General features: G+C 56.4%; 12 protein-coding genes. 5 read left to right on the top strand and 7 right to left on the bottom strand.

What is annotated here, in order from left to right:
• The first annotated feature begins 1,057 nt into the window (after positions 1-1,057).
• From VGH19_06280 to VGH19_06295, 4 genes are all read left to right on the top strand, one after another.
• Complete coding sequence (locus tag VGH19_06280; protein ID HEY1170961.1) at positions 1,058-2,608, top strand: sulfatase; 1,551 nt, start codon at positions 1,058-1,060, stop codon at positions 2,606-2,608.
• A gap of 215 nt (positions 2,609-2,823) precedes the next feature.
• The gene (locus VGH19_06285) at positions 2,824-4,803 is read left to right on the top strand and encodes a sulfatase (protein ID HEY1170962.1); all 1,980 of its coding nucleotides are present in this window, start codon (positions 2,824-2,826) and stop codon (positions 4,801-4,803) included.
• 17 nt (positions 4,804-4,820) lie between these two features.
• Positions 4,821-5,450 carry a hypothetical protein gene (locus tag VGH19_06290; GenBank protein ID HEY1170963.1) on the top strand — a complete coding sequence of 210 codons (630 nt, stop codon included), beginning with the start codon at positions 4,821-4,823 and terminating at the stop codon, positions 5,448-5,450.
• Between the two features lie 16 nt (positions 5,451-5,466).
• Positions 5,467-6,561 (top strand): alpha/beta hydrolase, encoded by a 1,095-nt coding sequence (locus tag VGH19_06295; GenBank protein ID HEY1170964.1) that lies wholly within the window; start codon positions 5,467-5,469, stop codon positions 6,559-6,561.
• A 154-nt stretch (positions 6,562-6,715) separates the two neighbouring features.
• Here the strand turns inward: VGH19_06295 and argH are convergent, their stop codons facing one another.
• The 7 genes from argH to VGH19_06330 form a co-directional block, all read right to left on the bottom strand.
• A complete protein-coding gene (gene argH, locus VGH19_06300) occupies positions 6,716-8,119 on the bottom strand; it encodes an argininosuccinate lyase (protein HEY1170965.1) in 1,404 nt (467 codons plus the stop codon).
• A gap of 183 nt (positions 8,120-8,302) precedes the next feature.
• Positions 8,303-9,334, bottom strand: coding sequence for a DNA polymerase III subunit (locus VGH19_06305; GenBank protein HEY1170966.1), 1,032 nt, complete (start codon positions 9,332-9,334; stop codon positions 8,303-8,305).
• A gap of 73 nt (positions 9,335-9,407) precedes the next feature.
• Positions 9,408-9,755 (bottom strand): DUF805 domain-containing protein, encoded by a 348-nt coding sequence (locus VGH19_06310; GenBank protein ID HEY1170967.1) that lies wholly within the window; start codon positions 9,753-9,755, stop codon positions 9,408-9,410.
• Positions 9,756-9,911: 156 nt separating this feature from the next.
• Positions 9,912-10,514, bottom strand: coding sequence for an ACP phosphodiesterase (locus VGH19_06315; GenBank protein ID HEY1170968.1), 603 nt, complete (start codon positions 10,512-10,514; stop codon positions 9,912-9,914).
• Between the two features lie 3 nt (positions 10,515-10,517).
• Complete coding sequence (locus tag VGH19_06320; protein ID HEY1170969.1) at positions 10,518-10,826, bottom strand: type II toxin-antitoxin system RelE/ParE family toxin; 309 nt, start codon at positions 10,824-10,826, stop codon at positions 10,518-10,520.
• Complete coding sequence (locus VGH19_06325; GenBank protein ID HEY1170970.1) at positions 10,799-10,996, bottom strand: hypothetical protein; 198 nt, start codon at positions 10,994-10,996, stop codon at positions 10,799-10,801. Before VGH19_06325 ends, VGH19_06320 begins: the two co-directional genes overlap by 28 nt.
• Positions 10,997-11,239: 243 nt before the next feature.
• Positions 11,240-11,614, bottom strand: coding sequence for a nuclear transport factor 2 family protein (locus VGH19_06330; GenBank protein HEY1170971.1), 375 nt, complete (start codon positions 11,612-11,614; stop codon positions 11,240-11,242).
• Positions 11,615-11,683: 69 nt separating this feature from the next.
• Here VGH19_06330 and VGH19_06335 point away from each other — a divergent pair, with 69 nt between their 5' ends.
• Positions 11,684-12,574 carry a sigma-70 family RNA polymerase sigma factor gene (locus tag VGH19_06335; protein HEY1170972.1) on the top strand — a complete coding sequence of 297 codons (891 nt, stop codon included), beginning with the start codon at positions 11,684-11,686 and terminating at the stop codon, positions 12,572-12,574.
• Positions 12,575-12,586: the final 12 nt, after the last annotated feature.

Genomic DNA, 12,586 nt, shown 5'->3' on the forward strand with positions numbered 1-12,586 from the left:
AGAAATGTCTAATGACGAAATCCGAATGACGAAGGAATGAGCAATGACGAATGACCCATGAAATGGTTTTGCTACGTCGGACGTTCTCGGACTGCCGGCTAGAATCCGGCAGCACGGGGCGTCTGGTTTCATCGCTCTGGTTCGTAAGAAATGCGACAATTTTGTCTCCATGGAGCGCACCGAGCGCACCGAGCGCACCGAAGACTAACGGAGGATCAAATAATCTGGCAGGATGCAGCCATGAAATTGAAATTTTGTTCGAGAATAGCGGGGAATAGTGAGGTTAAGGATAACGGTGGTTCACAGGAAAGGGCAGGGTGGGCGCGTGAGGAGGAATTCAGAATGAAGAAGCCGAAGTTCGGCCTCCCGAGAATGAAGAAAAGGGCGAACGGAAAACTTTTTGTGTGAACGCATTGGAACGTAGTGGAACGCAAGGTTAGCGGCGGACGAACGGTTCTGTCAGGGTTACTGGCGTGATAGGGAGAATTTTGTCTCCATATAGCGCAGGTAGCGCATATAGGCCTCACGGCGAGGATTGAGGTGTGACAGGATGACGGCATGAGAAAGGCGCGATTTTGTGCCGATATAGTCGATATAGCCGATGTAGTGATAACGGGAGTCGGTTTGGAGTGGTATGAGTGGAGGTATGAACAACGAGATGGAACAGGAGAAAGCAGAGGGAACGGAGGGTGGCTGGGGCCATGGAATGTTGCTGACGGTGGCGGGGCGGAGGGGCATGATGCGGCAGTTCACCGAAACCTTTAGGCCGTGCCCGGCGTCATTACTCAGGAGCCAAGTCATGAATATGGGGAATCAACGAAATCAAATGAGAGACGGTCTGAGATGGGCGGGTGTGAGTGTCAGCCTGTTTGGGGTACGTCAGGCATTCTCACCCCTCACCCCGGCCCAAAGCGGTGGGGGGAAACATCGAACATCCTACGTTCAACATCCAACTTCCAAAGATGGGGGCACCCCTCATCCTCAATCCTTCTCCCCTGCCGAAGTTCGGCTTCCCACAAGGGGAGAAGGAGGATATTTGGCGTCTGCGGTCAATCATGTGCGTTTTTGGTGTTTTGCAGTATTGCTGGCTTTTCTGATGGGGCTGTCGGGCAAGGTGCAGGCGGCGGAGACGCGGCCGAATGTGCTGTTCATCATCTTTGATGATTGGGGGTGGCAGCATGCGGGGGCGTATGGTTGTGATTGGGTGAAGACGCCGAATTTTGATCGGATCGCGAAGGAAGGGATCTTGTTCAAGAATGCGTTCACGTCGAATCCGAAGTGCAGTCCGTGTCGCGCGAGCATTCTGACGGGGCGCAATACTTGGCAACTGGAGGAGGCGGTGAGTCATAATGGGTTGTTTCCGTCCAAGTTCGCGGTGTATCCGGATCTGCTGGAGGCGGCGGGCTATACGGTGGGGTTGACAGGGAAGGGTTGGGGGCCGGGTGATTTCAAGAGCACGGGGTTCAAGCGGAATCCGGCGGGACCGTCGTTTGATACGCACAAGATGGCGGAGGTGCCGGCGAGTGCGATCGGTCGGAATGATTACTCGAAGAACTTTGAGGCGTTCCTGGCGCAGCGGCCCAAGGACAAGCCGTTCAGTTTCTGGATGGGATTTCAGGAGCCGCATCGGGCGTATGAACTGAACTCGGGTGTGCGGTTGGGGAAGAAGTTGGAGGAGGTGAAGGTGCCCGCTTATCTGCCGGATACGCCGGTGGTGCGGGGGGATCTGGCAGATTACGCGATCGAGGTGGAGTATGCGGACGCGCATATCGGCAAGGCGTTGCAGGCGCTCGAAGCGGTGGGTGAGCTGGAGAATACGCTGATCATCGTGACGTCGGATCATGGGATGCCGTTTCCGTATGTGAAGGGGCAGATCCATGAGGATGGGTTTCATCTGCCGCTGGCGATGCGCTGGGGCAAGGGGATCAAGCCGGGGCGCGTGGTGGAGGATTTCATCAATGTGCGGGATTTTGCGCCGACATATCTGGAGTTGGCGGGGGTGAAGGTGCATCCGCAGATGACGGGCAAAAGTCTTACTAAGATTCTGCGCTCGGAGAAATCAGGGCAGATCGAGGCGGAGCGGAGTGTGATGCTGGTGGGGAAGGAACGGCATGATCTGGGGCGGCCGAATGATTGGGGTTATCCGGTGCGAGCCTTGCGCACGAAGGAGTATCTGTATGTGCATAACTATCATCCGGAGCGCTGGCCGGTGGGGAATCCGGAGACGGATTTCGGGAATTGCGATCCGGGTCCGAGCAAGGAAGTGATCAAGATGTTGGGCGGATATTATTACGAGCTGTGTTTCGGCAAGCGGTTGCCGGATGAGTTGTATCGGTTGACGGATGATCCGGAGTGCGTGCGGAATCTGGCGAATGACACGGCGTTCCAACCGGTCATGGAGGATATGCAGTATCGCATGCGGAACATGTTGCTGGCGGAGCAGGATCCACGGGCGTTGGGGAATGGGGCGATCTTTGATGCGTACAAGTACACGGCGGGTCGGCAGAAGGCGTATGATACGTGGCTGAAAGCGCAGGAGCCGAAGCTGGAGGAGATGATGAAGGCGAAGGCGGCGGAGGAGCCGAAGGGGAAGAAAAAGAAGCAGTGAGATAAAAGAAGAAGATGAACACTCCTGGCAATCGAAAGCAGCGAACGATGTTGAGATCTGTGATGTTTTCTCACCCCTCACCGTCGGTCCCTCTCCCCGTTGAGGGGCGAGGGAGGTCTGCCGAAGCCGTCATTGAGACCTGCGGCGATTTGTGCGTGCAGGTGCTTCGGCGGCGGCCGACTGAGGACAGCCGGCCCTACCTTGTTGGCTTGCGGATGCTGGCGGCGATTGCGGTGTTCACTTTGATGCTCGGGGCCGTGAATGCACAAGCTGCGACAGGTGAACAGCCGAATGTGGTTTTGTTCCTGGTGGATGATATGGGGTGGATGGATTCGGGGGCTTACGGGAGCAAGTATTACGAGACGCCGAACATTGATAAATTCGCGAAGCGAGCGATGAGGTTCACGAACGCGTATTCGCAGCCGCTATGTTCGCCCACGCGGGCGAGTATTTTGACGGGGCAGTATTCGGCGCGTCATGGCATCACCAGCGCCACGGGGCATCAGCCACCGCAACCGGCGGGGCATAAGTTCATCGCGGAGGCGGGACCGGCAAATCAGGCGATGCTGTTGCCGGAGAGCAAAAACTTTTTTGAGCCGTCACAGGTCACGCTGGCGGAGACATTGAAAACAGCGGGGTATCGCACAGCGCATATCGGGAAGTGGCATTTGGGACTGACGCAACCGCATTGGCCGGAGCAGCAGGGATTTGATGTCACGTTTCATTGTCATCCTGACCCAGGCCCGCCGGGTGAGTATTTCTCGCCTTATGGAGTGAAGCCGGTGGGCGTTCCAGGCGGGCGCAATAAAGTGGGCAATATCACGGACGGGCCGGAGGGCGAATACATCGTGGACCGGCAGGCGACGGAGGCGGTGAAATTCATCCAGGGCAGCAAGGGCGGGCCGTTTTACTTGAACCTCTGGTGCTACGGTGTACACGGGCCTTGGGGGCATAAGGAGGAATACACGAAGTATTTTGCGACGAAGAAAGACCCGACGGGGCGGCAGGGAAATCCGATCATGGCATCCATGCTGAAAAGTGTGGACGAATGCTTCGGGCGGATCGTGGATGAATTGGAGAAGCAGGGTGTGGCGGACAACACGGTCATCATCTTCTACTCGGACAATGGCGGGAATGTGCACAGCAATGTGCCCGCCACGGCGAAGACCGCCAAGGCGGAGAAGAGCAAGAGCGAGCTGCTGACGGACTGGCGCAAATGGGCGGGAGACAAACCGCCGACTATGAACACGCCGTTGCGCGATGGGAAAGGCACGCTCTATGAGGGCGGCACGCGAGTGCCGCTGATGTGGGCGTGGGCGGGGAAAATCAAGCCGGGCACGATGAGTGAGGCCATCGTGGGGCCGATTGACGTGTATCCGACGGTGATTGATCTGCTGGGCATCAAGAAGCCGGCTCAACAAGTGATGGACGGGGTGAGTTATGCGAAGGTGTTGAAGGGCGAGGGCAACTTGGAGCGCAAAGCGTATTTCAATTATCACCCACATGCGGGAGCGAATCGTGCAGGCGGTGTGTGGGTGCGGAGCGGGGATTTCAAACTGCTGCGGTGGTTTGGAAATCCGAATACGCATGAACTCTACAATCTGCGCGAGGATATCAGTGAGGCGAAAAACTTGGCGGAGGCGATGCCGGAGAAGGTGAAGGAGTTGAGCGCGTTGATCGATGGTTTTTTGAAGCACACGGGAGCGACATATCCGAGGCCGAATCCGGCTTATGCGGCGAAGCCTGCGGTGCCTGCGAAACCAGTGGCGGCGGATGATCTGCAAGGGTGGGTGCCGAAGGCGGTGAAGACATCGTTCAAGGACGGGGCATTGCATATCGAAGCGGATGGGCGTAATCCGTTCATTGCAACAGCACGGTTGGCGGCGTTGAAGTATGAAGGGGCGGTGAAGTTGAATCTGCGTTTACGCAGCGTCCAAGGGGGCGAGGGGAAGGTGCAATGGCGCACGACGGAGCAGGAGACGTTTCCGGCGGATGGGCAGGTCGTGACGTTTAAGGTGCCAGGTGGTGCGGGCTGGAATGAAGTGCCGGTGGCTTTGCCGGTAAGTGGGTCGATCGCTCATATGCGAGTCTATCTGCCCGCGCAGAATGGACCTGTGGACGTGGACTGGATACAGCTTGCGCCCGTAGAGAAGGGGAAAGGGATGACGTGGGATTTCGGTGGAGTGGTGAAATGAATATAACCGAAGATAATATGAGAAATCTATTCAAGATGGCGGTGGTAGCGGTGGTGTTCGCCGCAGTGAACGTGAATGCGGCGACGTTGGTGGAGGATCAATTCGATTCGCCGAAGAAGGAGGGGCGCGATCTGGCGGCGAATCGCGGCGACTGGAAGATCGAGAAGGGGGTTGCGACGGTGACGCAGGACGACAAGCTCTACGAGAAGAACAAGAATCATGGGCCGATCATGTGGTATGACGCGAAGTTCAAGGACGCGACGATCCGGTTCGCTTATAAGGCGGAGAAAGCGAAGCAGTTCGTGTTCACGCTGAACGATGACAAGGGGCATGTGTTCCGGTTCATCCAGAGCACGAACGGTCTTTCGGTGCGGACGTGGCTGGTGCAGGGCAAGGAGGGGAAGCCGGTGGAATTGATCGCGAAGGGGACGAAGACACCGACGTTGCCGGAAGGTAAATGGGTGGAGGCGGTGGTGAAGTTCGACGGGAAGAAGTGCGAACTGACGTTGGGAGATTTCAAACAGACGTTCGAGCATGAGGCGATCGCGAAGGAGAAGACGAAGATGGGATTGGGGTTTGCTTTTGGGACCTTGTCGGTGAAGGACGTGAAAATCGAAACGGTAGCCAAGACGGCGGCGATACAGTAGAAGAGGGAAATCCCTTATGAAATCATTGATCGTGAATGGTGGTGTGGCGTTGGTATTGGCGCTGTTTTCCGCAGGGCAGGCGATTGCGGCGGATTTGGGGGCGTTGACACCGGAGCGGTTGGAGGAATTGCGGAAGCGTTATCCGGAAGCGGATTTGAACAAGGACGGCAAGCTGACGGTGGAGGAGGGAATGGCGTATTACACGCAGCGGACGAAGAAGAGTTCACCGACAACGAACAGCAAGTTGCCGAAGGCGGATTTCGCGAACGTAAAGTATGGGCCGCACGCGCGGAATGTGCTGGATATCTGGCAGGCGAAATCGGACAAGCCGACGCCGCTGGTGGTATTCATCCATGGTGGTGGATTTCGCGGCGGCGATAAGTCCGGTGCGAGTGCGGACATGATCAAGGCGTGCCATGAAAACGGCGTGTCCTACATGTCCATCAGCTATCGCTTCCTGCCGGATGCGCCGGTGCAGGACATCATGAGGGACTGCGCGCGGGCGATCCAGTTCGTGCGTTACAAGGCGAAGGAATACAGCATCGATCCGAAACGGATCGCGTCGTATGGCAGTTCGGCGGGCGCGGGGACATCGGTGTGGCTGGCGGTGCATGATGATCTGGCGGATCCAAAGAGCGAGGATCCGGTGTTGCGCGAGTCGTCGCGTTTGACGGCGGCGGGTTCGCTGAACGGACAGGCGACGTATGACTTGATCGAGTGGGAGGAGAAGATCGGGAAGTTCAAGGCGGATTGGTCAAGCGATCTGGAGGCGCAGGCGTTTTATCATCTGAAATCGCGCGAGGAAGTGGATGGCGAGAAGGGCCAGAAGATCCGGGCGGACGTGAGTATGCTGAAGCTGGTGAGCAAGGGTGATGCGCCGGTGTTCATCTATTGCGCGAATGAGGGCGGTGAGCCGAAGGACCGCAATCATCTGCTGCATCATCCGAAGCACGCGACGGTGCTTAAGGAGTATTGTGACAAGGCGGGCGTGTCGGCGGAGATGTTCTTGATCAAGGCGGAGCCGAAGACGACGGGTAATTACAGCGAGGCGATGCGGAAGTTTTTCTTCAAGCATCTGGGGGTGGAGACGAAGGTGGCGAAGGGGGAGTAGGGAAGGTTGGCCGCAAAAGGCACAAGAGGCGCAAAGATGGAGATATGAAAAATCCGCGTTGGTAACGCGGATTTTCAGTGGAGATGTTAGAGCCTCGTTACCTCGGCTGCTACATAACGGGAGGGGTACGCCGATTCGGAAATCGGCGCTCCGCCTATGCCAGTTGCTTTTTCCAGCGCGCCAATTGTTTCTTCACTTCGCTGGTGCCGGGGGCACCGGTGATGGCGCGGCGGTCCATGGCTTTCTGGAGGTTGAAGACATCGGCGACGTCTTTCGTGAACGTCTTGTCGATGGCTTGGAATTCTTTCACAGTGAGTTTGTCGAGCGGTTTGCCGGTCTTCTCGCTATGCGCGACAACGGCACCGACGACATGATGGGCCTGGCGGAAGGCCATGCCTTTCTTCACGAGATAATCCGCGAGATCGGTGGCAAGGAGCAGGGGATCGCTCGCTGCTTTCGCGCAGGCGGCTTTGTTCACGGTGGTGTTCGCGATCATCGCGGCGGTGAGACGCACGCAGGCGTGGACGGTGTCCGAGGTGTCGAAGAGACGTTCCTTGTCCTCTTGCAGATCGCGATTGTAGGTCATAGGCAGACCTTTCAGCAGAGTGAGCAGGGACATGAGATTCCCTACGACGCGGCCGGATTTGCCACGCGTGAGTTCGGCCACGTCGGGGTTCTTCTTCTGCGGCATCAGGGACGATCCCGTGGTGTAGGCATCGGCGATCTTGATGTAGCTGAACTCGGTGCTGAACCAGATGATGATGTCTTCCGACAGACGCGAGAGATGCACGGCGATGAGGGCGGCAGTGGAACAGAACTCCACCATGAAATCGCGATCACTCACGCCATCCATGCTGTTCTGGGTGACGATGGGTTTATCATTCGCATCCACGAAGCCGAGTTGTTGCGCGACGAATTCGCGGTCGAGAGGCAAGGTGGAACCAGCGATCGCGCCGCTGCCGAGCGGGCAGACGTTCACGCGCTGGAAGCAATCTACCAAACGGCTATGATCGCGCTCCAACATTTCCGCGTAGGCGAGCAGGTGATGCGCGAAGTAAACGGGCTGGGCGCGTTGCAGATGCGTGTAGCCGGGAATGACGACATCGCTGTTCTTCGCACCAAGTTCCACGAGCGCTTTTTGTAAGCCGCGGATCTCTTGGCACAATTCGGCGATCTCATCGCGCACCCACATGCGGACGTCGAGGGCCACCTGGTCGTTGCGTGAGCGGGAGGTGTGCAGCTTGGCACCGGCGGGCACGCGCTTGGTCAGCTCGGCCTCGATGTTCATGTGCACGTCTTCGAGTTCTTCCTTCCACTCGAAACGGCCGTCATCAATCTCGCGCCCGATCTCTTCCAGACCCATCTTGATGGAGGCGAGTTCCAGCTCTGTGAGCACGCCGATCTTGCGCAGCATGGTGGCGTGGGCGATGGAGCCCATGATGTCGTGACGCCAGAGCCGCCAGTCAAAGGAGATGGACTCCGAGAACTTGGCGACCTCGGCGGCGGGACCGCTGCCAAACCGGCCGGAACGGGAAACGGGACTTTGCTTGCTGCTCATGTTCGTAACAAAAACGTGAGAGAGAATGTGCGTTCCAACTTGCGGAATGTCACGACGGAAAGGGGAGGGAGGTGAACCGCGAAATACGCTAAATACGCGAAAAAGGGATGGTGGGGAGACTGGACAGGCGAGGCGCCTGTCCCACTACAATGTGCTTTGTCAGCCGGGGGCGGCTGACAGGTGCTACAGTTTCAGCTTCAACAAACCTACTTCGAGAGCCAGCGCTTCTTGCACGTTGGTGAAGAGGAGGCGTTGGAGGCGTTCCAAGTGTGTCAGGTTCGCGAGGGCGTCGGTGGGTTGCAGTTTTTGGGCGATGGCGGCGGTGACGGCTTGGTGTTGCGGGAAGGTGAGCAGGTCATCGCCTACGTTCACGGTTTGCAGCCAGACATCGCGGAGCCACCATTGCAGCGCGTTCAGCATCTCAGAGCGTTGACGGCGATACTCGGCCTCGATGGAGGCTTTCAGTTCATCTTCCCACTTTTCTTTGAGATCGGATTCCACGTCTGCGTAGCGGTTCAGCGGAGAGCGGGCGGTGAGCTGTTCTTCAATGACTTCTTTTGACGCGTTCAATTGGCCGAGCAAAGTGCCGAGCAAGCGGTAACGGGCAAGCAGGCCACCTTGCGCTTCGGAAACGGTGGTGGCGAAGGCATCCAGCCAGCCGAGTTGCGCTTCGGAGAATTTCTGTCCACCGGTAGCAAAGGTGAGACGGATACAACGAGAGAGAATCGTATCTAGCAGGCGGCCGGGTTCGGTGGAGAGCAAGATGATGACGGATTTCTTGGGTGGCTCTTCCAGAGTTTTCAGGAACGCGTTCGCGGCCTGCACGTTCAGGCGGTCCGCGGCTACCAGCACGCCGATCTTGTATTCGGCCTCGGTGGGTTTGAGGTTCACCGTCTGGATGAGCTCGCGCACCTGATCCACGGAGATGATGCGCGTCTTGGATTCCGGGCGCAGCCATTGCACATCCGCGTGATTACCTTCCTGCACTTTGCGGCAGTTCACGCATTGCTCGCAGCAATCCAGCGGCAGGCCGTTAGCAGCGCGAGCGGGAGGGTTCTGGCAATTGAGCGTTTTGGCGAGGGTACGGGCGACGGCTTCGAGTTCTTCCAGTTGATCGCCGGTGAAAAGATAGGCATGGGCGAGCCGTCCGCGCTCCAGACTGCGCTGGAGCAGGGTGACGACTTGCTGCTGTCCGCCAAACGACGCGAATGCCATGGGAAAGGTTTAGGGGATAGAGGAGGAAACGTCCAGCAACGAAGCGTGTCGATTGAGTGAGGTTATTTTGCCATCAAGGGGCTTTGTCGATTTCGGTCGGGGCTGTGTTCGGCGCTATGCGCGGATCGGGGCCGAATTCATTACTGGCATCAGGCGGGATGAAAAGAAGCAATAGAACGGCGTAAGGAACGGCGAGGACACCGATGACGAACCAGCCTGAGTAGCCCATGTCATGAATGCGACGTACGCTCGGCGGTATGATGGCTGCTTTCAGCAGAAGAATTAAAACAGACAGATTGTAAACTGGATGCAGTTGAAGAGAGCTGAAGCCGACGGTGATCAAAACGAAGATCAAATAGATGATGCAAAAGTGTATCCGGCGCATCCGCCCTTTCAGTGAGAAATACGACTTCCAATCCATGTCGTGGAATTCTTTCAAAGCTTGTTTGCTGAAGCAACTCCCTTTCTGTCATCGGCAGAAGGCCGGGTGTGATTTCAAGCGGGGTGAGGGAAACGTAGTGGGCTACGGCGGACGTCGCGGACTGCCGGCTGGAATCCGGCAGCACGAGGCAACGTGCTACGGCGAATCACCCCGGACATCACGCATGATTCTCTCTTGTAACTCGGGCATAAATTTCATGAAGTCAGATTCTAGCGCACCATAGCTTGTCCTCAGATCTTTAACTGAAGCATGAAGAGACATGGGGCGTTTCAGCCGTTCACTCAACCGGCCTGAGAGCCGTTCAAGGACATCCTCAATTCCAGCAATCTCGCGATAGGAGGAGAGCCAATCGTGCTCGATGATGCGTTCGAGGGTGATGCGCGCTTCTTCGGGCAGTGTTGGGATGAGGGGTTGGAACTCGGCGTAAGCGCTGTGGGTGAACTGTTCCAGTGGTGTGTCAGAAAACTGGCTCCAGTTGCGTGCGAGGAAATGGTCGTAGAAGACATCGATCAAAATACCGCTGAAGCGACGTTGTTCGGGTGAGATGAACGTGCGACTGTGTTTTACGAGGGGATGATTTTCCGTGAAGGCGTCGATGGCTTGGTGGCAGGTGACGCCGCGAAGGAAGGCGGGGCTCATCCGTTGGCGGTCAGCGCCCTTCACCTGATCAGCGAGCAGGTTGCCCAAGCGGAACTCGGTGTCCGGTTCCGAGAGGTAGAGGTGGGCGAGCCAGTTCACGGGTCAAAACTTAGGTTCTTGGCGCGCACCGTGACGCACATGCAGGATATCCACAGTCTTGGTTGCCTCAGTTACTTCGTAGAAGATACGATACGGACGCTGGATAGCTTCGCGAATATTGCCGTCAGTGCCACGCGGGTAGGTGGGACCAGCTAAGGGAAAAGTAGCCAGCATTTGAGCTCTAGCCATTATTTCCCGGCCGGTTTTATAGGCAGCATCAGGATTGTCAGCGGCGATGTAGTTGCACAGTTCCTCTAAATCGGAAACAGCTCGTGCAGACCAGATTACTTTGAATTCCAGCGCGCTGCCCATGATTCGAACAGATTCTCCACCTCTTGATGATCTTTCTTCCGTCCCGCAGCGATGTCTTCGCGGCCTTGGCGTATGGCGGCGAGAATCTGCAGTTCTTCCGTGATCTCATCCAGAGTGGCGTTCTCTGGCATCCGGTTCAGAACTTCAGCAACGGTTTGTTTATCCGTCATAAGATTACTTATAGCCTGCGGGATGCTTATGGGCAAGTGAGCAAGGGATATGGTGCTGATATGTAAAGAAGTGGCGGAGCATTTGTGAGCAGTTGTCGTCATCAAGTGCTGTTGTTGTTCGGTTGCTCAGTTGCTTCGGCAGCGGCGCGCTGAGGACAGCACGCCCTACCTACTATAGGCTTGTTCATCACCTCAGTTTTCTGTGCGATTAAGAATCATTTGAATGAATGCCACTATGTCATCCTATGAGTTAATCGTTTTGGCACCCGTTATGAACGTTGCCTTCGTGATCTTCCCATTCTGCACTTCATAGATGGCGACGATCTCCAGTGTGCCTGGGCCTTCGGGGAAGGTGCGGGTGATGAGTTCGTGGTCGATGACGGTGTGGCCCATCACGATGCGGTTGAGGAGCTTGGCGTGGAGATTGGGCTCAGAGAAGCGGATGGTGAAGCGCTCGCGTAACTGGTCGTGGCCGCTGACGAGGAGTTTGTTCGGATACTCGAATTGTTGCGCGTCTTCGGCGTAGGTCGCGAGCAGGGCTTCGATGTCGTGGGCGTTGTAGGCGTCGAGCTGGCGTTGGACGACGGATTCGGGGCTTGAGTCGGAACTGGTGGACATCACTTTTCCTTTTGCGGGCAAGTTACTGAGCGCGTTCTGAATGGCAAGTTCTTCGATGAGTGAGTGCCGATGGCGGTGGAAAACTTCAACTATTCGCCCCGGAAATTCGTATCAATAGGTATGGGCAAAACATCTGTCATCGGTTATGGTCATCTCAGTCAGCCGAGTTCCGTCTTTTGCGATGAGTTCGTGTCTTCATATGAAGACGATGAAAATTCTATCCGGAGAGGAACTTTGGCTGAGTTCAGGTGTTTGATGAAGCCGCTTATGGCATCCGTTTCAGGGGCGTTAAGTCCGGTCGCCGTTTCTGCACCCCCAGTGCAGAAAGCGATGGTCTATGCCCCTGATAAGGCGACTGATCAGCAGGATCCCGATGCCATCCTGATGCTCAGGGTGAAGGATGGGGATATGGTGGCTTTTGAGACGCTGGTGGAGCGTTATAAACAGCCTCTTATTAACCTCTTATACCGAACGTTGCCTGATGCCACCGAGGCGGAAGACTTGGCGCAAAATGTCTTTATCCAAGTTTATAAATCCGCTCATCGCTACGAAGCTTCTGCCCGGTTTTCCACTTGGCTTTTCACCATTGCTAGGAACCTCTGCCTCAACGAGATACGCCGTCGCTCACGCCATCCCGCGGAGTCCATGGATGTGACGCATCCGGAGAATGAGGACCAGCCTTTGCGGCAGATCGAGGATGTGAAGCAGTTTGCTCCGCCGGATACGATGTTGCAGGGAGAATTGACCGATAAGGTGGAAGAGGCGATTGCGAGTCTGCCGGAGAATCAGCGGACGGCGATGCTTTTGTGTCGTCAGGACGATTTATCGTATGACGATATCGCTAAAGTGCTGGGGTGTTCGCTGTCGGCGACCAAATCGCTGATACATCGGGCACGTGAGACACTGAAGCAGCGGTTAAAGCCTTACTTGAAGACGGGTTCATGGAAAGAAACCCTGTGAGCAGCGCAACTT

Source organism: Verrucomicrobiia bacterium (assembly GCA_036405135.1).
Lineage (GTDB): Bacteria > Verrucomicrobiota > Verrucomicrobiia > Limisphaerales > JAEYXS01 > JAEYXS01.

Bases quoted from the DNA above. Each gene is read 5' to 3' on its own strand.
- VGH19_06285 (HEY1170962.1), top strand. From the start codon at position 2,824: ATGCTGGCGGCGATTGCGGTGTTCACTTTGATGCTCGGGGCCGTGAAT.
- VGH19_06290 (HEY1170963.1), top strand. From the start codon at position 4,821: ATGAGAAATCTATTCAAGATGGCGGTGGTAGCGGTGGTGTTCGCCGCA.
- VGH19_06295 (HEY1170964.1), top strand. From the start codon at position 5,467: ATGAAATCATTGATCGTGAATGGTGGTGTGGCGTTGGTATTGGCGCTG.
- argH (HEY1170965.1), bottom strand. From the start codon at position 8,119: ATGAGCAGCAAGCAAAGTCCCGTTTCCCGTTCCGGCCGGTTTGGCAGC.
- VGH19_06305 (HEY1170966.1), bottom strand. From the start codon at position 9,334: ATGGCATTCGCGTCGTTTGGCGGACAGCAGCAAGTCGTCACCCTGCTC.
- VGH19_06310 (HEY1170967.1), bottom strand. From the start codon at position 9,755: ATGGATTGGAAGTCGTATTTCTCACTGAAAGGGCGGATGCGCCGGATA.
- VGH19_06320 (HEY1170969.1), bottom strand. From the start codon at position 10,826: ATGGGCAGCGCGCTGGAATTCAAAGTAATCTGGTCTGCACGAGCTGTT.
- VGH19_06325 (HEY1170970.1), bottom strand. From the start codon at position 10,996: ATGACGGATAAACAAACCGTTGCTGAAGTTCTGAACCGGATGCCAGAG.
- VGH19_06330 (HEY1170971.1), bottom strand. From the start codon at position 11,614: ATGTCCACCAGTTCCGACTCAAGCCCCGAATCCGTCGTCCAACGCCAG.
- VGH19_06335 (HEY1170972.1), top strand. From the start codon at position 11,684: ATGGCGGTGGAAAACTTCAACTATTCGCCCCGGAAATTCGTATCAATA.